This is a genomic window from Marinococcus luteus (assembly GCF_900106595.1).
GTDB lineage: Bacteria > Bacillota > Bacilli > Bacillales > Marinococcaceae > Marinococcus > Marinococcus luteus.
In genome coordinates this window covers 146,714-172,032 of record NZ_FNNC01000007.1, presented here as the reverse complement: position 1 = coordinate 172,032, position 25,319 = coordinate 146,714, and the positions used below count along the sequence as shown (strand labels likewise).

Below are 25,319 nucleotides of genomic sequence, written 5' to 3'. Positions count from 1 at the left end.
AATCATGTCAGAAGTGGTGAAATCTATTTTGGAGCACAATCAGCAGTTTGTTCAAAACAAAGAATATGAAGCTTTTCAAACGGATAAATTTCCAAATAAGCGTATCGTCGTTTTAACGTGCATGGATACCCGGCTCATTGAACTGCTCCCTAAAGCCATGGGCATCCAGAATGGAGATGCAAAGCTGATCCGTAACGCCGGGGCCATGATTACGGATCCGTATGATAGTATTACCCGCAGTATTCTGGTTGCTTTGTATGAATTAAAAGCAGAAGAAGTACTGATTGTCGGTCATTACGGATGCGGCATGACCGGTCTTCAGGCCGGCCAGGTGCTTGAAAAAGCGTATGACCGCGGAGTTTCATCCGATGCAGAAGCAGTGATGCATGCTGAAGGAGTCTCAGTACACGAATGGCTGCGCGGGTTTTCGGATGTGGAAGACAATGTGCATCAATCGGTCCAGGTTATGAGAAACCACCCGCTTCTTCCGCCCGGTACTCCAGTGCACGGCCTTGTTATTTCCCCGGAGACCGGAGAACTGACGTCGCTTGATACGGCTGATATGTAAAAAAGAACCGCCTTTTCTTTTTCGGAAGAGGCGGTTCTTTTTTTATATTTTTTTCCGGTACATCCACGAATTCCAATAGTAAATAAGCGAGGTAATACCGCCAAAGCGGAGCAGATGCTTTGCCTGCTGCTTCATTTTTTCATTTGCCTGTACTTTTTCGTCGGACAAATAGATAGAGAGAAGACCTTTGTTTAATTGTTTATGAAAACCGGCTTCTGGCAGCTTAGCCACCTTTTTGTCTGCCTCGGACTTGAAAAATTCCAGCCGCGACATCATATGGCCGGCAGACGCATATTTTTCGGTGAAATTCAGAGAACCCTGCTCCACATCCTCTTCCTGATCAATAAAGTAATCAAGCAGAATATGCATTCCCTGTACATAAGGAAAATGGGCTTCTTTAATCGACTGCGCCTGAAGCTCTGCAAGCGGCGAACGGGCAGCGTAGCCGGCCAGGGCATAAATACCGAGTGTCGACCCGGAAGCAGCACAAAATTCATACCAGGTCATCGGCGGAATCCGGTCTTTAAAGTGCTCATAAAGCTCAATCAGCTTTGCTTCACGCTCATTGACATCAATGTGCTTGTATATCTGCATCTCCCTGTAATACATGGACAGCTGTTCCATAAACGGCTGGGCACCAGAAAAGCCCGGAAAGCTCTGCAGAGCGGACTGGCAGGTTTCAACCAAATCTGCTAAGAAGCCGCCGTCCCCGTCCCCTTTTTTCTTTTTAAGGTAATCCTGCTGACTGGCCGCAGGGTCCAGGGCGTGCTTTAAGGCTTCATGAATATCACGATAAAAAGTTACGCCCTCCTCCTGGCTCATGTCACAGATACTATCCAAATAATCGCTGATATTTTGATAGGCTACAATAAAACGCAGTAACTCGCTCCGGATATGTTCAGGAGCAATCAATGCATATAGCGATCCCCCTTCGTAATGAAAGGTTTTTTCATCAATTGCTTCGAGTGCTGCCTGGCGGTAAAGATCATCCGGAATCTGTTCTGCCTTCTGCTTCCATTCACTTAAGTACTGGCGGGCAGCCGGCAGGGTCTGCTTTACCCCGTAATACATAATAGCTGGTATAGACGTTGGTGCTGACATTTCAAAAGGCCTCCTTGATTGGCTGATTCATATTAGGAATGCTGGTTCATAAAGTGAATGATATATCTTACTACTCGTTCCTGCTCCGGCTCGTTTAATATTTCATGGTAAAGGTTATTCCAAATTTTAATTGTTCTTTCAGATGTATGCAGCCGGTTGAACCAACGAACAGTCGCTTCTTTATCAACAATATAATCCTCTCCGGCCTGCATAACCAGAAGCGGTGTGTCTGGAAAGCTTTCCGGCTGCGCCAGACTGATCCGCATCGCCCGGATCATTTCCTGGTACCAGCGGACTGTTACCGTATCATTCACCAGTTCATCCTTTTGGTAATCTGCTCTTATTTCCGGATTTCTTGTTAGATACTGGGCCTGGATTCCGGTCCGGAGTGACTTGCCAGGCACAAGACGGTGCGCCAGCCTGCCGGAGAGCTCCCGGATCCTGTTTGGATATTCGTATAATCCGAGTGCCGGAGAGGATAAAATAATACCTTTCACCGGCATGTACCGCTCGGACACCGCCCGGATGACAATTAATCCTCCCATGCTGTGCCCAAGCATAAAAATAGGCAGCTTAAAGGAAGCTGCTTCTCTGTACCATTCATATACGGTGTCTGTGTATTCACGGAAGCTGTCTATATGTCCTCTTCGCCCGTCAGTCTCCCCGTGTCCCGGCAAATCTCCGGTTATCACATGCAGATGCTGGCGCTTCAATACATGGATCAGCCATTCATATCTCCGGTAGTGTTCTCCTGATCCATGAACCAGCACAACAACTCCACGCGGGCGGTCTACTAATCTTTTTTCCAATATCATCGCCCCCTTTTCCCTTGGTCCAGCACACTAGGAAATATATCTTTCTTTATTTTACTATTATTTTTGCTACACTTGCATTAGAAATGCAGAATAAATTTCGGAAAGTGTGGTTTTTTATGATCTATCCGTACAATAATCAGTACCCTTCCATTGCTTCCACCGTTTTTTTAGCGGATTTCACGATCATCACTGGCGACGTTACCATCGGCGAAGAATCGAGCATCTGGTTTCACACCGTTATCCGCGGGGACGTCGCACCGACGCTAATTGGCAGCAGAGTTAACGTGCAGGACCAATGCCTGCTGCATCAAAGCCCGAAACATCCTCTGATTATTGAAGACGATGTTACTGTCGGTCATCAGGTGATGCTTCATTCCGCCATTGTAAGAAAAAAGGCGCTCATCGGTATGGGATCTACAGTGCTTGACGGCGCAGAGATCGGAGAAGGGGCGTTCATCGGTGCCGGCAGCCTGGTCCCGCCCGGCAAAACGATTCCTGCCGGCGTGCTTGCCTTTGGACGTCCGGCCAAAGTTGTTCGTGACCTCACCGAAGAGGACAAGGAAGACATGGAGCGTATCCGTCTCGAATACGTTGAAAAAGCCAGGCAGTATAAAGAAACAAGCCGCAGGCATCAGTGATGTCCGCGGCTTGTTTTTTAATACTGGTGTGGGATGTCCCTCGTTATAATTTCACCTGCCACCGGTGCTGTCTGCTGAACCGGTGCAGCTGTTGCCATCATTATTACAATAAAAGCAGCATACCATAAACCCGCCTTTTTCATTTCTTCACCTCTTTACTATATGTTCGTTTTAGTATATTCGAACTATAAAAAGAGTGTTTTCCGCTTCTGGCTCCAAAATCGATCATTTTCCTAAGACTTTCCTCTTTTTTCTCTGGATTTCTTCCCGTAAAATAATTATAGGAATATTTGAGAGACAGGGAGAGAACTATATTGATGGACTTTTCACGGGTTGGAAATAAAATACAGGAACTGCGAAAATACCGGGGCTACACACAAAAAGAGCTCGCTAAAGACATTTGTACCCAGGCGCAGATCAGTAAGATTGAAAAGGGGACCATCGTTCCGTATTCAAGCACAATGTTTTATATTGCTGAACGGCTCGGAGCCAGTATGTATTACTTTTTTGAAGAAGCGTTAACAGACCGGAGTGATTACGTCCGCTCTGTATTCAGTATGCTTGAAACGTGCCGGTTCGAGCATGATTACGTTTCGATGCGGGAGCTGCTGTCCAGAGAGGAAGACAATCCCATTTTCAAAATAGGCTATTACGAGCAGTATATGCTCTGGCATGAAGCTATTTGCGCTTATGAACTGGACAACGAACCGGAGCGGGCTCTGGAACTGGCTTCTTCTGCCCTCGATGCTTACCACAAAGGGATTTATACGGAACGTAAAGGTGAAATCATAAACGCCATGGCGATTATTTACAACCTTGAACATGAATACAGGAAAGCCGCGGACATATGCCGAAAAGCTCTGCAGGACCATCAGAGCCTGTTGCACCCCGAGAATAAATACATTGAATTAAAGCTGACATATACTTTAACCAAAGCGCTGACCTATCAGGGTGCTTACCAGCAATCCATCGACTGGTGTTCAAAGGGAATCGACCGCTGCATTGATCTGCAGAACAGCTACGTTTTAGGGGAACTGCTTTATCAAAGAGGACAAAACCTTCTGGTGCTAGGATTTGATGAACCTGCTCTTCAGGATTGGAATCAGGCGTGTTCCATGTTTGATACGATGAAACAAATCGGTCTCGCAGACCACATCCGCCAGGAAATCGACGATTATAAAAAAGACGGGACCATCCATCTGCATACACTGCAATAATACATAAAAGCCGGGGAAACGCTTCTTTCCCCGGCTTTTATAGTATTCACTTTTTCAGATGGTACATAAATGTTTCAAGCTGCCGGAGATCCGTAATATTTTCATTGCACCTGCCGCTGTCCTGGCAGATATAGTTGCCGCGGCTCGTATATGTTTCTTTTCCAGCCTTTATTACTGCCATAAAAAGCCCTGTCTCTTCTTGTTTGTTGCATATCGTACAGATGCCTTTTCCGGGAGTGTTCCGAAATGTTCCAAACACACCCGTCAATCTCCTTTGGTCCGTAGTAATAATATATTTTCGTTCTGACCGGATGTCATTCCAGCCCAGATAGGATATATTTTTCAGGTCCACTTTTTCCAACGGCGGAATTGTCAGCTTTTTCGCCTTTGGAAAAAGCTTTTTAATCCGTTCTGCGGTGACAGCCGGGAATGGAATAACATACATTTTCAACTCACCGAGAATCTGCTCTGCCTGAGTGCTGTCCTCTACATACAGAACCTTTTCTAACAGCTTTTCCTGCTCGTCATTCATAGAATGAAAGCTGTTAATAATTTGATCAAAAACACTGTGTTTTAATGCACTAATTACGTCGGCATCTTTTACTGTAGCGTGCGCATGAGCGAATTTCCATACATGCTCTTTAATAAAATTAAACTGATCATTGCGCAAAAATGGTTCAATTTGAATCATTTACCCATTCCTCATTTCAGTATAATAAGCTTTTGTTCCTGGCATTGAACAAAAGGCTTTATACACCAGTGAATACAAATTCATCATTGGTGATTCCCTTGAGACCGCGGTATTAGTATACAACAAATTGGTTTTTATAGAAAAAGAATTGGCCGAATGTTAAAGATTCTCTGTCAGGCATCCGATCATAAACTGTATATTTTTTGTCCGCTCTGCTCTTTTCGGAAGTACATATGAAAAAACTCGTTTCGCATCGATGCCTTCGATGGATAAAAGCTCGAGCGTATTGTGTTTTTGTTCTTCTTCAATCGCTGCTTCTGATAACAAAGATAATCCAAGGCCGTTTTTAACAGCTTCTTTAATCCCCTGTGTGCTGCTGATTACCAAAAGTGAACGTATGCGAATCCCGTTTGCATTCATTACATAATCAAACGATTCCCTGGTCCCGGATCCCTTTTCGCGCACCACCCATTTCTGGTCCTGCAGTTCCCCCCGGGTTACAGGTGAAAAGGAGTCGGAGGTACTCTTTACTACTGCCAGACGATCTGTCTGAAACGGTGTCAGCGTAATATCGGCAGCCCTGCTGTGCCCTTCCACCAGACCAATATCGACTTTCAGCGTCCGGACCAGCTGAATGATTTCTTCTGTATTGGCAATCGTCACTTCAAACTGAATACCTTCATACTCCTGCTGCATTCTGGCCATTACTTTTGGAAGCACGTATTCCCCAATCGTAAAGCTGGCCCCGATATGAATGGTTCCACTCACTTCCTCGTGCATCATATATAAGGCTTCCTTCATATGGGCGTAGGTGCCCATCAACTGGCGGGCATGATCCAAAAACACCTCACCTTCCCTTGTAAGCATCAATGACTTTGTTGTCCGCTGAAACAGCGGAGCAAGAAATTCCTTTTCAAGGTTTTTTATATGCACGCTTACAGTCGGCTGGGAGAGGGACAGTACCTCCGAGGCTTTTGTGAAATTTTTTTCCTCCACTACGGTCAAAAAAGTTTTCACTTCATCAATATGCATATGCCCTCCTATTTATTAAAAATATTAATTAATTCTATTATATATATTTGTTTTTATAATAAAAAGCCCAGGAGTACAATAGCAGTAACGATTAGGAGTTGAAGACTGATGAAACGATTTGCCTCTTCCATTCCCACGCTGTTGTCCGGAGTCATCTTTACATTCATTGCTGCTGTACTCAGCAGCGCACTCGCAGAGATCGCTCCATTCTCAGCGATGGGCGCGCTGGTTACTGCGATACTTTTAGGTGTGTTTTGGCGGTTTACCGCAGGCGTGCCCGAACGGGCGCTGCCGGGAATCACTTTTTCAAGCAGGCATTTGCTTCGGCTCGGGATTATTTTGCTGGGCGCGCGTCTACATTTAGGAGATATTTACGAAGCCGGGTTTAACGCTTTTTTTATCGCTGCTTCCGGGTTACTAATTGCGCTTCTCTTCATTTACTTTGTTGCCAAAGCTTTAAAGGTAGATAAAACGCTCAGTCTGTTAACGGCCTGTGGCACAGCTATCTGCGGAGCTTCAGCTATCGCAGCCATCGCCCCGATTGTAAAAGCAGAACAAAAAACAACTACTGCGAGCATCGCGATTATCGCAGTAGTTGGTACAGTTTTTTCCATTTCCTATACATTTCTGTTTCCGTTTCTGGGGATGAATGCATATGAATACGGCGTTTTATCCGGAGGGACCCTCCATGAAGTGGCCCATGCGGTAGCAGCATCCGAAGCCGGCGGTACAGTCTCGGAGGACCACGCCCTCGTAATTAAATTAACGAGAGTCGCTCTTCTCATCCCGGTAGCACTTGGGATTGCCATGCTTCAAAGCCGTAGAGAAAATCAGAGTTCTCATGTGATTCCGGTTCCCTGGTTTATTTTCGGATTTTTAGCAATGAGTCTGGCCAATACCTTTAATCTGCTCAGCGATTTCACAGTTGCTTTTATGGTTTCAGCTTCATATGTTTTTCTTGGCATGGCTATGGCCGGCTTTGGTATGCAGATGCCTGCCGCCTCTTTTAAAACAATTAGTTTAAAGATGTTTACCGTGGCAGTTTGCGGCTCGCTTTTATTATCTTTTTCCGGCTACGTTCTTATCGAAGTTATGCTTTAACCTGACCGGCGCTGCAAAATCCGTTTGAAACAACTTCTTTCAGGGTAAACACTTATATTCACACTATCGCGGAGGCTGACAATGAAATTTTCAGGTACGATTTTAGTAGTACTGGCCGCGATACTATGGGGTATTTCAGGTGGATTGGCAGATATACTTTTACATAAGGGCTGGGACCCGTTAGTTATTTCCTTTTACCGGGGGGCCGTAGGTTTTGTCTGTATTTTTATATGGTTCCTTTTACGGATTCGAAAGACCGGGTCCCCCTCCGCCCGCTTATTTATATGGGCCGTTCTCGCCGGGGCAGGCGTCGCCGGCAATTTCACCTTTTACTTTCTTAGTATCGAGGCCTCAAGCGTAGCAATTGCTGCCACGCTAATGTATACCGCACCTATATTTGTATTTCTGATTTCTTTTTTTCTAAAGCAGGAGCGCTCTACTTTTTTCAAGTGGGCATGTATCGCAATAGTGCTTGTAGGAATCTTTCTTCTGACCGGGGCTTATGATACCGGAGGTTCTTCGGTTACACTTGCAGGTGCCGCCGCTGGCCTCGGTGCCGGCCTTTCGTATGCGTTGTTTATTTTCGGATTTAAATACGCCTCTGCAGTCGGCAGGCCCGAAACCTCTTTAACGATCGCTTTTTTTGTTTTTTGTGTGATTCTTCTGATGTTTGTCGACCAACAGGAAGCAGTATCCGTTTTGACCTCCAGTGACATTGGATGGTTTATGTTGCTCGGGCTCGTTGGTGCAGGCATTTCCTTTGTACTGTACGTTATCGGCATAAAGCTGACTACCCCGGTTACTGCTTCAATGGTTGCCATGGCAGAGCCGGTCACCGCTTCATTGTTTGGAGTAGTTCTGCTTGGAGACAGCCTGGCAATCATTCAGGCCCTGGGTATCGTTATTATTCTGGTCTCCATTACTGCGTTCAGCGTGCGCCAGTCTGCCTAAAAAAGCAGCTCCCGGGAAGGGGGGCTGCTTTTTTTAGGTTAAGAGCCATCACCTTATTTTTTAGACAGTTTGCATAAATGGGTGCTTTCTTCCCTTTAAAAAGATAAAAAACCTCCTGCAGATAAGCAGAGAGGCTCGTATGGAACGTATATTATAAAAAACTGATGGATGTAATGGATTTCATAATCTGCTGCACATCTGTCAGCATGGTCGGCATTTGCTCAATACTCATAAACGGCACAATAACATAAAACATAGAAAGCCCCATTACCATCATTAATACAATTGGGTTACGCAAATTGCAGACCTCTTTTCTCCAAATAATTAATTAAACACTATCATATCAACCCAAATATGATTTTTGTGTTTTATTATTCACTTGTAACGTAAACGTAATTTCTTTAATCTTTTGTTCATCAAATGGTTATTTTTGTTACTTATTTTATCCGGAATTCATTCTTTGCTGGCTCCATGGGATTTTAAATCCCACAAGTTCAATCTGCAGTTGATCGATACGTTTTGTCTGACCTTCCACATATCCGTTATCATGAAGAACATTAATAATTTCCTGTATTTCTTCCCATTGCTCATTGCTTGCTGTATAAGGGACTTCCAAAATAACGATATCATTGTGCTCTTCAACTGTAGAACAAAACTGATGGTTTTTGACCCAATTCATACTTCTACCCATAGTTTTCCCCCCAAGTGATATTGGACCTATGCATATATACCCTATCATATGTGATATACACTCGAAATTATTAAAAAATTGATTTTTTCTTTGGCTTTTTCACAAGCACCCCGCGTATCCGCTTACACTTTTTTATCTATCTCCTCGCACGCTGACGGTTTACTTTCCGTCTGATACGCGTTACATTATAGAATGATTATTAAACTTACATAATGCTTTTCCTTATATAGTCATTTTCTCACAAGATGATCCAGTACAGCATGATATTTCAAGGACTCTCTTAAGAATTTGGCTCGTTTCCTTTTTGGGAACGGGTTTTTTGCGTTGTGTGGCGACATTACTTACGTTCAGGAGGTGCCGGTATGAAAAAGTCACGTATTCTTTTTATCGGTTTTATGCTTTTCTCGTTATTTTTCGGAGCTGGTAATTTAATTTTCCCGCCATTTCTTGGCTATTCTGCAGGGGATAATTTCACTTCTGCTATCCTTGGTTTTCTCTTTACGGGCGTTCTTCTTCCCATTCTTGCTATTCTGGCTGTCGTGCAGGCACGACACGGGCTTATCAGCATGGGGAGCAGAGTCCATCCCATATTCGGCCTGTTGTTTGCTGTGCTGATTTATTTATCCATCGGGGCATTATATGGTATTCCCAGGGCTGCTAACGTCGCCTATGAGATTGGTTTTGTTCCGGCAGCAGGTATCGGAACCTGGTGGACACTTTTACTTTTTTCCTTACTCTTTTTCACAGTTACCCTCTGGTTGAGCTTAAATCCCGAAAAAATAGTCGATCGTCTGGGCCAATGGCTGACGCCTATTCTATTTATTACTTTAGCCGCTTTGTTTATACGGGCGTTTTTTATTTTCGATACAAATCCTTCCTCAGCTGGGGCCACTTATAATAGTTCTCCTTTTATTGGAGGATTTCTTGAAGGATATCTGACGATGGATGCTCTCGGTGCTCTTGCCTTCGGTATGGTTATTGTTAACAGCTTGCGTGCCCACGGGGCGCATTCTAAACGCGAACTGATGTCCGGCGCCGCAGCAGCTACTGTAGTAGCTGGACTCGGTCTTTCTATAGTCTATGTTTCGCTTGGATGGATTGGCGCTCAGATGTCACAGCAGGAGGGAATTACCGACGGAGCCGGCATCCTTGAACCAGCCGCAGCCATGCTCTTTGGACCATCCGGCAGTTTCTTTTTTGGCTTGATCGTTCTGCTTGCCTGCTTGACCACCAGCGTTGGCCTAATAACGGCATGCTCTGAATTTTTTCACAGCGTAATGCCCCGCGTCGCCTATAAAACGTTTGTCGTATTTTTTACAGTCATCGGGATGCTGGTCACTAATTTAGGCTTGTCTTTAATTTTAAGCATCGCGGTTCCTTTACTCGTATTTATTTATCCACTCGCTATTGTGCTCATTGTACTTTCACTTCTGCGCCCTATTATTGGTGAAGGTTCGCTAATGTACCAGCTCTCGATTATCTTTACGGGAATTTTCGCGCTTTACGAAGGGCTTTCAAGTATAGGATTCTCCGCCCCGGCTGTCACAAGTATTCTTCAGACCTCGCCGTTTTTTGATCAGGGGCTTGGCTGGGTCGTGCCTGCGCTTATCGGAGCCGCCGCCGGGTGCCTTCTCGACAGGCTGATGCCTTCCCACTCCCCGCAAAAAACTTCCTTTAACGAAAAGTAAAATATTCCATAAAAAAACTGCCCCTTTTCAGGAGCAGTTTTTTCTATTCAATGCCGTCACCATCACGAAGCTCTTCCCGGTAGGCAAATAAGAACAGCAGAGAAACGAGGAGAGCGCCGCCGATTAAATTCCCGATACTTGCCGGTACAAGATTAAAAAGCAGGTATTCATACCAGGCGTGCTCAGTATCTGAAAATACACCCATACTGAAGTAGCCCATGTTCGCCGCGCTGTGCTGGAAATTGCCGGCCACAAACAAGATGACCGGAAGCGCAGTCGCCACTACTTTTCCTGTAACGTCTCTCGCGGCTGTGGTAAGAAACGATGCCATGCCGATTAACCAGTTAGCCAGAATGCCGGACAAAACAACCTGGAACCAGCCGATGCCGCCGGCTTCTTTAAATTTCATTTTGTCCGATAAATACACCTGCAACTCTCCGTAAAATTCCGGCGTCAGGGAGCCGGAAAGCTGAATAACTGCTGCAACGAATAGTGCACCAACCATGTTTCCGATGTATGTCGCGAACCAGAACCTTACAATCGGCATAAAATAGACGCTGGGCTTTCGAAATAAGTAACTCGGGAGCAGAATATTGATTTCTGTAAATAATACAGCGCCGGATAAAAACACCATCACATAAGCCGCTGTAAAACCAAGTCCCGAGAGCAGATAGTACAGCCCTTTCGCTTCTACACCTGTTGCCAGGAGAATCGAAAAAACCGCCCCGAAAGTCATAAATGATCCTGCCAGGATTGCCAGCAGAAACTGTGCCTTGAATTCCTTGCTTAAGTGGTTACGTCCATTTTCTCCAAACGCCTGCACCACCTCGGGCGGTTCTTTATACTGCCGGTCGGCTGTCCCGAACTTTTGTTCTTTCGGCATAACACATCTCTCCTTCTCCTGATCTCTGCCACAGGAGCAGTACCAAAGGAAAAAACCCCGAAGCAATCGGGGTTTCCGGTTTATCTTTTTCCTTTTATACTCAGCCTTTTACCAGAGCTTCTTTTCCGTAATATGAAGCCTTGAACAAGTCTTTCATCTGCTCGAAGGATGTTTCCCTTGGATTGGTGCCGGTACATGGATCGCTTAGTGCGTTTTGAGCCATTGTATCCAGATGCTCTTCGAAGTCTTTTTCAGGAACACCGAATTCTTCAAGCGTAACAGCCAATCCTAAATCTTTGTTGAGTTCAAAAATATACTCTACAAGCGAATCTGTCAATTCTTTATCTGTTTGTCCTTTTAAATGCAAACGGCGTGCAATTTCTGCATAGCGGTCTTCTACCACTGCACGGTTGAACTCAATAACATACGGGAGATAAATCGCGTTGGCATAACCGTGCGGAATATCGAATGTAGGACCACTTTTATGGGCAAGGCTGTGCACATTACCAAGAACCGCGTTCGCAAACGCCATTCCAGCCATCGCCTGAATGCTGTGCATCTGCTTTCCGGCTTCATGGTCGCCGTTATACGATGCCTTCAAATTATCTTTAATCACTTCTGCACCGCCGAGAGCGAGGATGTTAGTATATAACGTCCGCGGCTTGGCTACGTACGATTCGATCGTATGGGTAAAAGCATCCATACCCGTGTAAGCAGCAATATGCTTCGGCAGATCTTCCACCATGACCGGATCAATAATAGCAATATCCGGCGTCAGGCCAAAGTCCGCAAGTGGATACTTAACGTTTGTCTTCTCGTCTGCCACTACTGAAAGGTTGGAAACTTCAGATCCACTTCCGCTTGTCGTAGGAATACCGGCAAATTTCGCCTTTTGGCGGAGACGCGGCAGTTCAAAAGGTTTCGTTGCATCCTCAAAGGAAAGCTCCGGATGTTCATAAAAGAGCCACATCGCTTTAGCAGCGTCCATTGCGGAACCACCGCCGATACCTATGATCCAATCAGGTGCAAAGGAACGCATTTCTTCTGCTCCTTCTTTAACCATTTTTGCGGTTGGCTCCGTATTATAACCTTCCAGAACTTCAGTTTCAATATCTGCTGCAGCAAGATGCTCTTGAATGCGGGCTAAATTGCCGTTTTTTTTCACAGAGCCGCCGCCAATAACGAGCGTGGCTTTTTTTCCTTCAAAAGTGCGCAGTACTTCAAGCGCGTTATCTTCAAAATAGATATCTCTTGGAATCGTAAATCTGCTCATTGGTGAAGCCTCCTAGTTGTTTTAAGCTAAACGAAGATGTCTGCCATGATTAATGAACATCTATTTTAACCACAGAATAGGGTTTTCCTTTTAGTCCGGCAGGTTAAACATAGAAGAGGGACCTGCCCTGGATGTAAACATAAAAAAAGACCCGGAAACGGGGCCTTTTTATGCGGATTCATCCTTTGCAAGTGCGCTGTTCAAGTCTTTTTTGACACTTTCCATAACCTCAGACTTGATTTCATCCAGCAGATCACCTTTAGAATCACCGATAAGCTCATCGTGCAGCTGTTGGACCAGGTCCTGCTTTACATCTTCATATAAATCATCTTTTAATTCGTCAATCAGCGACTGCTTTACATCTTCGAGAAGCTGGCTGGTTGCTTCTTCAGAAATAAACGACGAACCTTCTTCTGCACTGTCTTCTTCGGCTGCCGGCTCTTCCTGTTCCACTTCACCGCTGTTTTCTTCTGCTTCTTCTTCATTTTCTTCTGATGAGATGTTTTGCTCCTGCGAAGAGTCTGCGTCTTCGTTGTCTTCCGCACCGTTGTCTTCTGCAGCCGGCTCTTCCTGTTCTTCTTCACTGCTTTCTGCTTCTGAAGAATCTTCATCCGCATCTTCCTCACTGCCCGCTGGTTCCTGATTTTCTTCCTCAGACTCCCTGTCCGTATTTTCTTCGGGCTGATCCCCGCTTTCGCCGCTGTTAACCTCGGCCATTATTTCATCAATCATCCCATTTTTATCTGTAGAGGAAAGCTCAAGGCCGCTCTCTTCAGCAAGAGCCTGAATGTCTTCTATACTCTGCATATATAAATCAATTTCTTCGTCTTCACCGTCTTCATTCGTAATAACGACGTTTGCCTGGTCCTGCCCTTCCTCTTCAGATGAGGAAGCCTCCTCCTCATTTTCGCTGCTCGGCTCTTCCTGCTCTTCTTCTTCGGGAAGCTCTTCGTCGCTTTCTTCTTGCTGATCCTGATTTTCTTCGTTCTCTTTATTTTCTTCGTCTTCCGACCCCTGGTCTTCTCCGCTTTCTTCACTTCCCACTTCTTCCATGATTTCGTTAATCATATCCTGTTTTTTGGTGGAAGATAATTCGAGGCCACTTTCTTCAGCAAGAGCTTTTATATCTTTTACGCTCATCATATAAAGATCCACTTCTTCATCTTCTCCGTTCTCATTCGTGATAACGACATTTGCCTGCTCTTCTGATGATTGTTCTTTTTTAGCCAATGCAATCCCTCTTTTCATTTCTCTCGATCGAGAATGTATTATTATATTTAATTCACACAAAGTGGATAATAATCTGCCGAATCTCTCTTTGGAATTCACTTGGAATGCGCTTTTCATACCTTGTGGAAATCACGCAGTGATCCTGTCGCTGAATTTCTGTAATCGGATATTGAAATACTAATCGGCCTTCTTCATCTTTCACATAAAAAATCATGCGTGCCCGTTTCTTCACGCCGTTAGCATACCGTCCTTTACCCTGCCATTGTGGAAATCGAAACCCAAAGGTGTATTTGCCGTCTTTTTTCTCTCCTGAAGCCTTATCATCTAATGGAATACGGATTTTTACTATTCGGCCAGGAAGAACTAACACGATTAACATCTCCTTATAGATGAGTGTTTTTGCACCGTGACGGATTTTCCTTTCTGATTTTTAATGTTTTGCCATATATATACCATTACCTTTCCAGGAGGATTTCAATCTTCTACTAGGGAACTAATTTTACACCTCAGCATTTAACAAGCATCCTCCAGTACTGTGCGTATAATAAAGCCCCCTGAAGGTATCAGGAGGCTTCGCGCTATTAGACGGTATTTTTATTATCTTCGATCATTTTCTGAATCCTGCGGGCATAATGTCGTTCATTATAAGTTTCTCTTTAAAGCATCTACATATCCTCTGACCGCCCGCTGGCTGACTTCTGCCTGTGGCGCAATGCCTTCAAAGCCGTGGAAGCATCCTGGATACAGGTGAAATTCTGCCTGAACGCCGGACTGGCTTAATCGTGAGATATATTCTATCGTTTCATCCCGAAACGGATCAGCGCTTCCCACCATGGTATAAGTAGGCGGAAGACCAGAAAAATCCTCTGCTTGAGCTGGAGAAGCGTAGGCGGGAACATCTTCGGTCTGATCACCGAGATAGGCTTTCCATGCCGCCTGGTTGGAATAATAATTCCATACTCTCGTATCCGTAATTTCCCGGCTTGAAATAGTAATATTTCTATAGTCCAGCATCGGACAAAGAGGCATTTGAAAAGCAATCTCGGGACCGCCCCTGTCTCTTGCCATCAAGGATACAGCTGCTGTTAGGCCCCCGCCGGCGCTGTGCCCGGCTACTCCGATACGCTCTGCGTCTATGCCAAGCTCTCCGGCGTGCTCTGCCATCCACTTAAGCCCTGTATAGCAGTCCTCCACCCCGGCTGGAAAAGGATGCTCCGGAGCGAGCCGGTAAGCGACAGAAATAACTACACATCCTGCTTCGAGCACAAACCTTTCGCACAACTCATCATTCATCTCCGGCGTTCCGCTCAAATATCCGCCTCCATGAATCCAATATAAACCCGGAGAAATTGTTTTCACCGGCATGACCGGCTCATATATACGAACCCGTATATTCTGCCCTTCCTCATGGCCGGGGATATGTTTATCTGTGACTCTTACTTTGCTGCGGCTGATGGGCGCTTCCCCTTCAAATGCCTGTTTCGTTAATACACGGCTGTTTCTGATTTCTTCACGGGTCGAAAACTTCATTTCCGGCAGCCCATCCAGTACTGCATGCAATTCATTCTGAATTTTTTCTTTCATGTCCGGCTCTCCTGCTTTCTGCTGATGACATAAACTGTATTACAATAAACATTAATTGTATGCGTTTTCAAAATTTGCCAAAAGTAATGGCTATGCTGATATTTTTATTATAATGGCTGCTGTATTCATCTACAATCAATAAATGAAAAACAGTAAAGATTTTTCAAAGTGTACTCTCCACCCAGGCCAGACCTCTGTTAATCAGAAGGCAGGTTCAGCTGCCATGAAACATTAAATTTATCCTGGATCCAGGCGAAGCCTTTACTGAACCCGTAATCTTTTAAAGCCATCAGCTTTTTACCACCTTCGGAAAGATGATTGTACAAGTACTCAATTTCCTGGTCGGATTCGCAGTTGACAAAAAGCGAAAAAGAGGGCGTGAACGTAAACTCGTGCTTTACGTTACTGTCCATACATATGAATTCCTGCCCCTGCAGCGAAAGCACGGCCTGCATAACGTTTCCTTCTTCACCGGATTCATGCGGTCCATACCGGCTTAAGCTCACAATTTTTGCTTCATCAAGCAGGCTCGCGTAGTAATTAAGTGCTTCTTCTGCATTCCCCTGAAACATAAGAAAAGGTTTAATTGACGCCATTTGTACCCGCTCCTTTTATTTTAATTCTTTCTATTTATGTTCCCTTGATGAGAATCTTTGAAGCAGGACTCCAGACTTAGTTTTTTCTTTATTAACTAACCAGCATTCTATCTTTGTAAAAAAATTATATATATGGACCTATCCTCCTTTTGTTCATGCTGCCTTACAATAAAAGAAAATTCAGTAGAATGGATGGTGGCGGTGAATACGAAGATGACTATGCCATGGATTATAATGGCCGTAGCAGTGGAGTTTCCAGCTCTCCTGCTGTCCGCCGGCTGCTTCTTTGCTCTCGCGGGATTTCTGGATATCCCAGGGTACATCTCCATAGTCAGTGTTTTTGTGATTCATTACTTTTACTATGAACAAATATTTTATAAAAAATGGCGGCAGGCACTGTTCGTTCTAGTAAACACCTGCTGTATTACTGCCCTTCTCTTTTTCCTCGGATCTATTTAATTTTAGTTTTTAAGCAGCGCTCTTCCTGGCGCTGCTTTTTTGATTTTAAATGGGTAAATAATATTCATGTTTTAGTTTATTCGGCTGTTTTTTGAGGAAGGAGAGGATTATTGATATTTTTCATATGGAGTTATTGTGATTCATTTGCTTATTGTTTCCTGCAATTCATAATTGTCACAGCCATCATGAAAAGACAAAATAAAAAGGAGGCTATCAATATCAATGAGTGAACAGAACAACAATCAGCAGTCAAAATTAAAGCTGATTGATTACCGAATTTTTGTACCAGCACTTTTAATCATTGTTGCTATCTGTATACCGCTTGCGCTATACGAGACACGCAGCATGGAAGTTTTAAATGGGATTTTTGATTCCATTGTGGAAGTATTTACATGGGGCTATCTCTGGTATGGTTTAATACTTCTTGCTGCCGGGCTGTATTTTTCTTTTTCCAAATACGGAAAAGTTGTATTGGGGGACCCGTTGGAAAAACCGCGTTTTTCATTATTTGAATATTCGTCAATTCTAATTGCTATGGGGCTCGGCTCCACTATTATGCGTACCGGAATGGTGCAGTGGACCTCCGTAGCAAGCGACCCGCCAACCGGTGTGGAAGCCGGTTCCACACAGGCCCTTATGTGGGGGAATTCCTACAGTATGTTCCTCTGGAGCTTTCAAACATTTGCTATTTTCGTTATGGCGGCGCCAGCGATGGCCTACATTCTTCATGTGCGCAAACGTCCGTTAATGCGTATTTCTGAAGCATGCCGGGTGCTTTTTGGTGACCGGTTTACCGATGGCCTTGGCGGTAAATTTTTAGATGTTATTTTCCTGATCAGTATTCTGGCAGGCGCTGCAGTGACGCTCGGGCTCGGGTCCCCGATCATTACCAACAACCTGGCAGAGCTGTTGGGAATCGAAATAAGCTTTGGCCTTACACTCATCGTAACACTCGTCTGGGTGTTCATGTTTTCTCTAAGCGCCTATCTCGGGATCGAAAAGGGAATCAAACGCCTTAGTACGTTTAACATGTACTTGGCAGGGATATTCGCCCTGTTTATTATGATAGCCGGCCCGGGAATATTTATTTTGAATTATTTCACCGGCAGTCTTGGGTTTCTTATGACCAACTATATTAACATTTCCTTTTACACTGAAGCCCTTTCTTCCGGTGAAGCCAGCTATATAAAAGGTAATACCGTATTCTGGTTCGCTTATAACGCTACCTGGGCTATGCTGCACAGCGTATTTGCCGCGAAAATCTCCCAGGGACGGACCATTAAAGAAATGATTATGACGTATCTGATGGCTCCAACGATTATCTCCTGGTTTGCTACAGGAGTTCTCGGCGGACTTGGCGTAGACAGGTTTTTAAATGGAAACCTCGACGTGCTGAGCATCGTGGAAAATCAGGGCAGTATGGCAGCTATACCGCAAATTTTAACTACGCTGCCGCTTTCTGGTCTTGCGTTGGTCATATTTATGGTTGTCGCATTGATCTTCCTGACTACGACTCTTGATTCTACGACGTATACTATCTCAGCGTATGCAAGCACCGAAGATATGAGTAAAAATGAGCCTTCTAAATTCCTTCGTATTGTGGTTGCTGTCATCATCACCACGCTCGCTTTGATCTTAATGAGAATTGGAGGCCTTCCTCCGCTCGAAGTTCTTTCAGGACTTATGGGACTGCCAATAATCGTCATACAGTTCCTGACGATTGCAGCAGCGAAGAAAATGATGGATCAGGACAAAGCATGGATTCACAACGTAAGAGAATAAGAAAGCTTTTGCCGGGACTCCTTATGAGTCCCGGTTTTTTATAAAGTAAAGTCACCGGAAGCGGCTTCTATTTTTGCGGCATGCATGCCATGCACCCTGCCGGAAATTATGAACAGAGCAACCATTACAGGCTCTATTGAGATTGGAAGACATCCCGGCGTAGTTACTGTTACTTTTTTAGCGCCAGAACCTCTTCTTGAAACGGCCGGGCTTCTTCATACGGTAAAACACACTTACCTGTAACAGCATATTTTTCTGCCAACCAGCAGTTGCCATTAAAAAACCCGGCTGCCGTCCAGCCGGGTTTCCTGCGTAAAAAGCCAGCTTCACTGACAAATTAAATTTGAAAAAATTTTAAATGTGTTCATTTCTGACAACGAGTACGTCGCACTCCGCTCGGCGGACGATACTTTCCCCAACACTTCCAAGCAAAAGACGTTCTGCGCTGCTGACCCCCGAGGCGCCGGAAACGATTAAGTCTGCCTCGTATTTTTCTGCAGCATCCTTTGGAATCACCATCTTAGGTGAACCGTACTCCAAAGCAAAGGAAACGTTGGGAACGTTGCTTTTTAACGCGAGCTCCCGGTATATTTCAAGCAGATTCCTGCCGTTTTTCTTAAATATTTCAATGACGTTGCCCCTCGATTGCTCTACTGACGAGACAAGCGGTGTATGAATAACATGGGTGACCACGGCCTTCGCTTCTTCCTCTTCTGCCATGGCCAGGCCGGCACGAAAGGCATTGGCTGACATTTCTGAGTCATCTACTGCGATCAGTATGCTATTATATTTTTCAATATCCCGTTTATTTCTAACTACCCAGGCGTCACATTCCGCATTCCGTACGATGCCTGCGGAAACGCTTCCAACAATGAATCTTTCAAATGTGCCTATTCCTGAAGCCCCGCAAAGAATCAAGTCCGCTTTAAATCTTTTCGCGATGTCCTTGGGAATAGTAGTTTTAGGAGAGCCATTTTCCAAAAACACAGTTATATCTGTCAGCCCTGCATTTTCGGCTTTCTCTCTGCAATCAGCAATGATTTCTTCCCCTTTTTCCTTTGAAGCCTGTAATAAATCCGTAGTATGAAGCCGGGCCTGGCTGTAATGGTTGTAGTCGATAATGTAGCAGATCCCCAATGAGCAATCATACGCTTTGGCGAGCGCAATACCTTTTTTCAATGCATACCCAGCTTCCACGGAGCCATCTGTTGCCACTAAAATACGATTGTACCTTTTTTCCATATTGCCTGCCCCCTATCCATCATCGTCAAAACCGGGCGCTGCCAGAAATGATTTTTGCTTCCGTAAGCCCGGCTATCTTAGTTCTCTCTCTATTATAGCACTATATTCAGATTTTCTATTGTACTTTTTTTGCCAAATTATACAGTGGAGTTCTTCGCTTATATGTTTCATAATAGACATAGATAGAGAGACATTACGCTTTTGTTTCCGATCATTTCGTGCTCGAAAATCTACTTTTATAAAGAAAGCGGGGCGTTACCATGATCAAACATTACCAGAATATTCTCACAGCTGTAGACAGTTCGGATGAATCCATGCAGGCATTCCGCCGCAGTCTCTCACTGGCCAGGAAACATCAGAGCCGGCTGACGGTCGCCCATGTCGTGGAGTACAGAACGTTGAACCGCCTGATTCATTATATACCAACCATTATGGAAACTGCCGGTGAACAGGGAAAAGTACTGTTAAACTTGTACAAAGCAGAGGCTGAAGGGGCCGGTGTTGATATTCAGACAATAATGGAGACCGGCGTACCAAAAACCATCATTACTAAAGATCTCGCTCCAGATTATGAAACAGATTTAATTATTACCGGCGCCTCCGGGGCTGGAACGGTCGGGCGATTCATTATGGGAAGTGTTTCTACAGGCATCGTGCGCAATGCCAAATGCGATGTGCTCGTCGTCCGGAAAAAGGATTCAGACAGTGACTACAAAAGGATTATCATTGCCATTGACGGCTCTAAAGAAGCAGAGCATGCCTTTAACAAAGGAATCGCCCTGGCAATTGAAGAAAATGCAGCCGTTTTGATTACACATGTGATTGATTCAGTTGTACTCACATCCATGGAGCAGCATGACACTGGGCTGTTTATTGAAATGGAAAGCTATTCGGAAAAAATGCTCGAAGAATACCGGGAAAAAGCTCTGAATGCCGGCCTCGAGCACGTGGAAGCCGAGCTTCACCACGGTGCTCCTAAGGTCGTTATTGCGGAAGATTTGGCTAAAAAGTATAAAGCCGACCTTATCATCGTCGGTGCTTCCGGTTTAAATACTACAGAGCGATTTTTTCTTGGAAGCGTCTCTGAAGGAATCGTGCACCGGGCAGATTGTGATGTTTTACTTGCCCGCCTGCCGGAAGAAGAACAATAAAATATAAAAGCCAGGCCGGCTCCCTTCACCCGGGGAACAGCCTGGTTTTTATTTAATTTATTATTTTTCCGGATGAAAAACGACCTTCACATAATTTCCTTTTCCGTTAATTAAATCGTCAAAAGTCCCAGGTCCATCTGAAAGAGCTGGAGTATGCGAGATCATCGGCTTTACATTAATCTGGCCGGTGCTCATATAATGAAGCGCGGACGTCCATTCTTTCCCCGGAAACGGCGACGATACCGCGTTCCAGGAGCCGAGTATCCGCAATTCATTACGTACAATGCGCTCAAAATAAAAACGTTCAATAGTGACATCTGCATATGGGATGCCCATAAACACAACCTCGCCGCCCTTCTTCGGAAGAGCGAGCACCTGGGCAGACGTCGCAGGTGCTCCTGCAGATTCCACCGCAAGATCCACCCCGTACCCGCCTGTATGCTCCTCCACCTGTTCATGGGCCGGACGCTGACTCGAATTAATCAATACGTCCGCGCCGACTTCCCCGGCGGTTTGCAGTTTTACATTATCAATATCAATCGCATATACTTTTTTAGCCCCAAATATCTTCGCCCACTGAACCGCCAGAAGGCCAATGCTTCCGCAGCCCATTACAGCCACTTCCGCTCCGGGCTGGATACTCGTACGGTAAAACCCGTGAGCCACTACAGCTGCAGGCTCCACGAGGGCAGCGGTGTCAAAATTTACCTGTTCAGGCAGCGGCAGCACATTTTCAGCCGGCAGCTTGACGTATTCAGCATAGGAGCCCGGGTGACGGGCACCGATCACAGTCAGGTTTTCACAGCGTGAAAGCTCCCCTTTCCGGCAGCTCAGACACTTCCCGCACCGAAACGTTGGACATCCTGCCACGCGGTCCCCCTGCTGTATCTGCGATACCCCTGAACCGGTCTCTACGACCTCTCCTGCGAACTCGTGGCCAAAAATCATTCCTTCCACGTAGGGGCCCAGCTTTTTGTAGCGGGAAATGTCGGAGCCGCAAAGACCTGCAGCTTTGACTTTAATAACAACGTCATCAGCGTTCTCAACAGACGGCCTTGACGTCTCTTCGAACCGAAGGTCCTGCCGTCCGTAAAGTTTTAGACTTTTCATGTTCTTCTCCCTTCAAAAGAAACGATATTACGATTCTGAATTCGCTGATTCGTTTTTTACTTTTTTCTTTCCAAACAAAATTTTTATTAACGCCGCACCAACAATAATCGGATTGAAAATCATTTGGTAGTCAAAATAAAATTCACCGATCGCACGCATCGGTCCCAACATAAAATCAAGCATTAGTTCTGTCATAGTTTTCCTCCCTGCTTCTTTTCAATGAGTATTTTTCCGCCGCTGACGGCGGACAGGGAGCTGTTTCTTTTCCGGGCTCCCTGCCTTTCCGTGCATTAGTACCTGCGTACTAATCCACAGGCGTAAGCAGTACTTTAATAGCTTCTCCGTCTTTAATTTTTTGGTAGGCCTGATCCCATTCTGTGATGTCGAATTCGTGAGTGACCATCGCCCGGGCATTCACAAGCCCGCTGTTCATCAGTTCAAGCGAAGGCTCCCAGTCAGCAGGCTTCTGGCTGCGGCTTCCAACTACACGAATTTCTTTTTGAATTACTTTATCAAAGTCAAATTGAATATCCGGTGTAGTGAAAATGCCCACCTGGGCGTATTGACCTTTTTTCCGCAGCAGCCCAATTGCCTGTTTGGCCGCCGGTACAGCACCTGAACATTCAAAAACGATGTCTGCCCCGTACCCATCGGTTACACTGTTGACGAATTCATGAAGATCTTCTTCCTGCGAATTAACAACGTAATCAATTCCGAGCTCTCTCGCCTTTTCCAGACGTACTTTATCATTTGTAAGCCCGGTTATAATAACTCTGGCTCCCCTGCTTTGTGCCACCTGGGCAGTGAACAGGCCGATAGGCCCCGGGCCGATAACGACCGCAATTTCCCCATCCGAGATCTCTGTTTTAGCTACCGCGTGATGCGTGCAGGCAAGCGGTTCTGTCATCGCCGCTGACTGGTAGTCGACATTTTCCGGAAGATGATGAAGACTCGCTTTCCGGGCTATTAAATACTTTGCAAAGGCACCGTCGTACTGATTGCCAAGCCCTTTGCGCCAACTGCATAAATTGTAGTCGCCAGCCCGGCAGTACCGGCACTCGCCGCAGATATAGAACGTCGTTTCGGAGGTGACCCGGTCCCCGGGCTTAAAATCGCTGACTCCTTCGCCGACTTCTACCACTTCCCCGGCAAATTCATGGCCAAGCGTCACCGGCGCATTAACTTTATAGTGACCTTCATAGGCATGAATATCAGTGCCGCAGACCCCGGCATATTTTACTTTGATTTTCACCTGGTCTTTCCCGGGCGTTGGCTCCTGTTTATCCTGTACTTCGATACTTCCATGCTCTAAATCTGTTTTTACCAATGCTTTCATGCTCTTTTCCTCCCGATGTGTTAATTTTCATGTATATCCTGCCTGAGAGGGAAATTAATTAAACAGTTCGAAGAATCTCCAGATGAGCCAGTTGATAAGGTTTCCGCCCTGGTCAATACTTGAAATTCGCGCGGAATCTTCCGGCATGTCAAAATCAGCGTTTTGAGCCATTGTCGTAAATACGTTTGCGATATCTGTAGCCATGTATAGTGAAAGGGCAATCATCACGGTGCCTACCAGCACAGAGTGTATAATGTTACCTCTCGCTGCCCCGACGATAAACGCAACAACAAATGGAATTGTCGCCAGGTCACCAAACGGAAGCAGAGCGTTACCAGGCAGAAACACTGCCAGTACAACCGTAATCGGTACAAGGATCAATGCAGTTGCAATAACGGATGGGTGTCCCAGAAGAACAGCTGCATCCAGGCCGATGTAAATTTCTTTGTTGCTGAAGTGTTTATTCAACCAGTTTCTGGCTGACTCTGATACAGGCATTAAGCCTTCCATCAAAATCTTAACCATCCGTGGCATCAGTACCATAACAGCAGCCATGGCCATCCCGATTTCGATTACTTCACCTACGCTGTAACCAGCTAAGGCGCCAATTACAACACCGAGAAACAACCCGATAAAGATGGATTCGCCGAACACACCGAATCTTCTCTGAATGCTGTCCGGATCTGCGCTCAGACGGTTGATGCCGGGAATTTTCTGCAGACCTTTTACAAGAAAAATACCTGGCGCGTACGATACGGTACTTCCTGTAGCGATTGATACTCCGGGAAGCTCATAAAAGTCTTCCACCATCGGAGCCGTCCAGTCAGCAATTTTCAAGGTGACAATTTGAAAGATAACTGCAGCGATAAGTCCTTGAATAATGCTGTCGGATACGGTGTATACTACCGCAGCCATAAAGGTATAATGCCAAAAGTTCCAAATATCCACGTTCATTGTTTTCGTTGTTTTTGTCAAAAGCATGATAACGTTTACAAGCAAACCTAACGGAATAATAAAGGCTGCTACTGCCGTAGAAGCCCAGGCAATAGATGATGTCGCCGGCCAGCCGACGTCAATTACGTCCAGGTTAACTCCTAATCGATCAACCATTCCCTGCGCTGCCGGCCCTAAGTTATTAACCAGCAGGTCAACAACAAGAAATATCCCTACAAATGCTACCCCGATTGTTAGACCGGACCGGAATGCTTTTCCCGGCTTCTGCCCAAATAATAAACCGAGCAAAAAGATAACCACTGGTAAAATTACTGTTGCCCCGAGATCTAAAAATCCCTGCACAAGATCTACAAATCCTTGCATGCCACTTCCCCCTCATACCTGTAATAATGAGCCCGGTTTCCCCTTAAAACAGGAAACCGGAATACTCTTATTTTTTCAATTCATCCAGAATTTCCTGTTTGGTATCTTCCATTCCAATCCCTGTCAGGAAAGAACGTGCGTTGATTACCGGAAACGGATATTCCTTCTTGATGGTAGCCGTTGTTACCAGTAAGTCAGCAGTATCAACGTAGCTTTCTACCTCCGCTATTTTAATCTGTTTAAGATCCACTGATAACTTGTGTTCTTTGGCCATATCTTCAATAGCACCGTTAACAACTGTGGAAGTTGCCACACCGGCTCCACATGCTACTAATACTTGTTTTTTTGCCATTATTTTTCACCTCCTTTAAGGGATAACGCGTCTAATTTCTCTTCCATGGTCCGCTTGATCTGCTTTTCATCAGATGCACTGATGAGCTCGTTTAAAATACTCTGGTCCTGAAACACCTGCATAAGCTGCTGCAGCAGCTTCAGCTGGGAATGAGCCTCATCCATGGCAAGCATAAATACTATCTTGACCGGTACCGTTTCCGTATCGTCTCCCATGACGATAAAGTCGACAGGATTCTTCAGTATTCCTACACTGATCGCTTTTTGCTCTACATGTTCTACATCTGTATGAGGAATTGCAACTGCAATGTCTCCGGTCGGCAGGCCGGTAGCATATTCATTTTCCCGCTGGATCACTGCTTCAACGAAGCTTTGTTTTACCAGTCCGTTGTTCACTAAATTCTGTGCCATTGTCCGCAATACTTCTTCTTTGGATCCCCCGTCCATATCTAAAAGAATCACAGGAGTATCAAAATACAAATCGCTCATCAGGCCCCTCCTTGGTGAAGTTC

At 45.2% G+C, this 25,319-nt stretch carries 28 protein-coding genes and 1 pseudogene; 9 read left to right on the top strand and 20 right to left on the bottom strand.

Features of this window, described 5'->3' with window-relative positions; translation table 11 throughout:
- The first annotated feature begins 4 nt into the window (after positions 1 to 4).
- Complete coding sequence (locus BLV22_RS13995) at positions 5 to 568, top strand: beta-class carbonic anhydrase (RefSeq protein ID WP_091616611.1); 564 nt, start codon at positions 5 to 7, stop codon at positions 566 to 568.
- A 42-nt stretch (positions 569 to 610) separates the two neighbouring features.
- Here the strand turns inward: BLV22_RS13995 and BLV22_RS13990 are convergent, their stop codons facing one another.
- Both BLV22_RS13990 and BLV22_RS13985 read right to left on the bottom strand, forming a co-directional pair.
- The gene (locus BLV22_RS13990) at positions 611 to 1,669 is read right to left on the bottom strand and encodes a tetraprenyl-beta-curcumene synthase family protein (protein ID WP_091616609.1); all 1,059 of its coding nucleotides are present in this window, start codon (positions 1,667 to 1,669) and stop codon (positions 611 to 613) included.
- 32 nt (positions 1,670 to 1,701) lie between these two features.
- Positions 1,702 to 2,478 (bottom strand): alpha/beta hydrolase, encoded by a 777-nt coding sequence (locus BLV22_RS13985; protein ID WP_245724110.1) that lies wholly within the window; start codon positions 2,476 to 2,478, stop codon positions 1,702 to 1,704.
- Positions 2,479 to 2,600: 122 nt separating this feature from the next.
- Between BLV22_RS13985 and BLV22_RS13980 the strand changes: the two genes are divergently transcribed.
- A complete protein-coding gene (locus tag BLV22_RS13980; RefSeq protein WP_091616605.1) occupies positions 2,601 to 3,122 on the top strand; it encodes a gamma carbonic anhydrase in 522 nt (173 codons plus the stop codon).
- Between the two features lie 17 nt (positions 3,123 to 3,139).
- Here the strand turns inward: BLV22_RS13980 and BLV22_RS15255 are convergent, their stop codons facing one another.
- The gene (locus tag BLV22_RS15255; RefSeq protein WP_281241116.1) at positions 3,140 to 3,265 is read right to left on the bottom strand and encodes a hypothetical protein; all 126 of its coding nucleotides are present in this window, start codon (positions 3,263 to 3,265) and stop codon (positions 3,140 to 3,142) included.
- 174 nt (positions 3,266 to 3,439) lie between these two features.
- On the opposite strand from BLV22_RS15255, the gene BLV22_RS13975 reads away from it, so the two are divergent.
- Positions 3,440 to 4,339, top strand: coding sequence for a helix-turn-helix domain-containing protein (locus tag BLV22_RS13975; protein ID WP_091616603.1), 900 nt, complete (start codon positions 3,440 to 3,442; stop codon positions 4,337 to 4,339).
- A gap of 46 nt (positions 4,340 to 4,385) precedes the next feature.
- On the opposite strand, the gene BLV22_RS13970 is transcribed toward BLV22_RS13975, so the two are convergent.
- Positions 4,386 to 5,030 (bottom strand): FusB/FusC family EF-G-binding protein, encoded by a 645-nt coding sequence (locus BLV22_RS13970; protein WP_091616601.1) that lies wholly within the window; start codon positions 5,028 to 5,030, stop codon positions 4,386 to 4,388.
- A gap of 159 nt (positions 5,031 to 5,189) precedes the next feature.
- Complete coding sequence (locus tag BLV22_RS13965) at positions 5,190 to 6,062, bottom strand: LysR family transcriptional regulator (protein ID WP_091616599.1); 873 nt, start codon at positions 6,060 to 6,062, stop codon at positions 5,190 to 5,192.
- A gap of 108 nt (positions 6,063 to 6,170) precedes the next feature.
- Between BLV22_RS13965 and BLV22_RS13960 the strand changes: the two genes are divergently transcribed.
- Both BLV22_RS13960 and BLV22_RS13955 read left to right on the top strand, forming a co-directional pair.
- Positions 6,171 to 7,163, top strand: coding sequence for a YeiH family protein (locus BLV22_RS13960; protein ID WP_091616597.1), 993 nt, complete (start codon positions 6,171 to 6,173; stop codon positions 7,161 to 7,163).
- An 81-nt stretch (positions 7,164 to 7,244) separates the two neighbouring features.
- A complete protein-coding gene (locus tag BLV22_RS13955; RefSeq protein WP_091616595.1) occupies positions 7,245 to 8,114 on the top strand; it encodes a DMT family transporter in 870 nt (289 codons plus the stop codon).
- A 151-nt stretch (positions 8,115 to 8,265) separates the two neighbouring features.
- Here the strand turns inward: BLV22_RS13955 and BLV22_RS15130 are convergent, their stop codons facing one another.
- Both BLV22_RS15130 and BLV22_RS13950 read right to left on the bottom strand, forming a co-directional pair.
- Positions 8,266 to 8,412, bottom strand: coding sequence for a hypothetical protein (locus BLV22_RS15130; RefSeq protein ID WP_176967789.1), 147 nt, complete (start codon positions 8,410 to 8,412; stop codon positions 8,266 to 8,268).
- A 144-nt stretch (positions 8,413 to 8,556) separates the two neighbouring features.
- Positions 8,557 to 8,805: a hypothetical protein gene (locus tag BLV22_RS13950; protein WP_091616593.1), complete on the bottom strand. Its 249-nt coding sequence runs from the start codon at positions 8,803 to 8,805 to the stop codon at positions 8,557 to 8,559.
- 362 nt (positions 8,806 to 9,167) lie between these two features.
- Here BLV22_RS13950 and brnQ point away from each other — a divergent pair, with 362 nt between their 5' ends.
- Positions 9,168 to 10,493 (top strand): branched-chain amino acid transport system II carrier protein, encoded by a 1,326-nt coding sequence (gene brnQ / locus BLV22_RS13945; protein ID WP_091616591.1) that lies wholly within the window; start codon positions 9,168 to 9,170, stop codon positions 10,491 to 10,493.
- Between the two features lie 43 nt (positions 10,494 to 10,536).
- Here brnQ and BLV22_RS13940 read toward each other — a convergent pair whose 3' ends face one another.
- The 6 genes from BLV22_RS13940 to BLV22_RS13915 all read right to left on the bottom strand — a co-directional run bounded on the left by BLV22_RS13940 (position 10,537) and on the right by BLV22_RS13915 (position 16,059).
- On the bottom strand, positions 10,537 to 11,376 hold the full coding sequence (locus BLV22_RS13940; RefSeq protein WP_091616590.1) for a formate/nitrite transporter family protein: 840 nt from the start codon (positions 11,374 to 11,376) through the stop codon (positions 10,537 to 10,539).
- 100 nt (positions 11,377 to 11,476) lie between these two features.
- Positions 11,477 to 12,649 (bottom strand): iron-containing alcohol dehydrogenase, encoded by a 1,173-nt coding sequence (locus BLV22_RS13935; protein WP_091616588.1) that lies wholly within the window; start codon positions 12,647 to 12,649, stop codon positions 11,477 to 11,479.
- A gap of 168 nt (positions 12,650 to 12,817) precedes the next feature.
- A complete protein-coding gene (locus BLV22_RS13930; protein WP_091616586.1) occupies positions 12,818 to 13,879 on the bottom strand; it encodes a Rho termination factor N-terminal domain-containing protein in 1,062 nt (353 codons plus the stop codon).
- A gap of 52 nt (positions 13,880 to 13,931) precedes the next feature.
- Positions 13,932 to 14,249, bottom strand: a complete 318-nt coding sequence (locus tag BLV22_RS13925; protein WP_091616585.1) for a hypothetical protein — start codon at positions 14,247 to 14,249, stop codon at positions 13,932 to 13,934.
- A gap of 272 nt (positions 14,250 to 14,521) precedes the next feature.
- On the bottom strand, positions 14,522 to 15,463 hold the full coding sequence (locus tag BLV22_RS13920) for an alpha/beta hydrolase (RefSeq protein ID WP_091616583.1): 942 nt from the start codon (positions 15,461 to 15,463) through the stop codon (positions 14,522 to 14,524).
- Positions 15,464 to 15,660: 197 nt separating this feature from the next.
- The gene (locus tag BLV22_RS13915) at positions 15,661 to 16,059 is read right to left on the bottom strand and encodes a VOC family protein (protein WP_091616581.1); all 399 of its coding nucleotides are present in this window, start codon (positions 16,057 to 16,059) and stop codon (positions 15,661 to 15,663) included.
- Positions 16,060 to 16,740: 681 nt separating this feature from the next.
- On the opposite strand from BLV22_RS13915, the gene BLV22_RS13905 reads away from it, so the two are divergent.
- Together BLV22_RS13905 and BLV22_RS15215 are read left to right on the top strand one after the other, a co-directional pair.
- Complete coding sequence (locus BLV22_RS13905) at positions 16,741 to 18,300, top strand: BCCT family transporter (RefSeq protein ID WP_091616577.1); 1,560 nt, start codon at positions 16,741 to 16,743, stop codon at positions 18,298 to 18,300.
- Positions 18,301 to 18,393: 93 nt separating this feature from the next.
- Positions 18,394 to 18,543: pseudogene (locus tag BLV22_RS15215) on the top strand (acetamidase/formamidase family protein); the annotation flags it as partial.
- A gap of 111 nt (positions 18,544 to 18,654) precedes the next feature.
- On the opposite strand, the gene BLV22_RS13900 reads toward BLV22_RS15215, so the two are convergent.
- A complete protein-coding gene (locus BLV22_RS13900) occupies positions 18,655 to 19,542 on the bottom strand; it encodes a universal stress protein (RefSeq protein WP_091616575.1) in 888 nt (295 codons plus the stop codon).
- A gap of 260 nt (positions 19,543 to 19,802) precedes the next feature.
- Here BLV22_RS13900 and BLV22_RS15210 point away from each other — a divergent pair, with 260 nt between their 5' ends.
- A complete protein-coding gene (locus tag BLV22_RS15210) occupies positions 19,803 to 20,693 on the top strand; it encodes a universal stress protein (protein ID WP_091616573.1) in 891 nt (296 codons plus the stop codon).
- A gap of 60 nt (positions 20,694 to 20,753) precedes the next feature.
- Here the strand turns inward: BLV22_RS15210 and BLV22_RS13890 are convergent, their stop codons facing one another.
- The 6 genes from BLV22_RS13890 to BLV22_RS13870 all read right to left on the bottom strand — a co-directional run bounded on the left by BLV22_RS13890 (position 20,754) and on the right by BLV22_RS13870 (position 25,296).
- Positions 20,754 to 21,803 carry a galactitol-1-phosphate 5-dehydrogenase gene (locus tag BLV22_RS13890; protein ID WP_091616570.1) on the bottom strand — a complete coding sequence of 350 codons (1,050 nt, stop codon included), beginning with the start codon at positions 21,801 to 21,803 and terminating at the stop codon, positions 20,754 to 20,756.
- Between the two features lie 27 nt (positions 21,804 to 21,830).
- Positions 21,831 to 21,998: a hypothetical protein gene (locus BLV22_RS15120; RefSeq protein ID WP_176967788.1), complete on the bottom strand. Its 168-nt coding sequence runs from the start codon at positions 21,996 to 21,998 to the stop codon at positions 21,831 to 21,833.
- Positions 21,999 to 22,107: 109 nt separating this feature from the next.
- A complete protein-coding gene (locus BLV22_RS13885) occupies positions 22,108 to 23,139 on the bottom strand; it encodes a zinc-binding dehydrogenase (RefSeq protein WP_091616568.1) in 1,032 nt (343 codons plus the stop codon).
- Positions 23,140 to 23,193: 54 nt separating this feature from the next.
- Positions 23,194 to 24,456, bottom strand: a complete 1,263-nt coding sequence (locus BLV22_RS13880) for a galactitol-specific PTS transporter subunit IIC (RefSeq protein WP_091616566.1) — start codon at positions 24,454 to 24,456, stop codon at positions 23,194 to 23,196.
- A 67-nt stretch (positions 24,457 to 24,523) separates the two neighbouring features.
- Positions 24,524 to 24,808 carry a PTS sugar transporter subunit IIB gene (locus tag BLV22_RS13875; protein ID WP_022794068.1) on the bottom strand — a complete coding sequence of 95 codons (285 nt, stop codon included), beginning with the start codon at positions 24,806 to 24,808 and terminating at the stop codon, positions 24,524 to 24,526.
- Positions 24,808 to 25,296, bottom strand: a complete 489-nt coding sequence (locus tag BLV22_RS13870; protein ID WP_091616565.1) for a PTS sugar transporter subunit IIA — start codon at positions 25,294 to 25,296, stop codon at positions 24,808 to 24,810. Before BLV22_RS13870 ends, BLV22_RS13875 begins: the two co-directional genes overlap by 1 nt.
- Between the last annotated feature and the right edge of the window lie 23 nt (positions 25,297 to 25,319).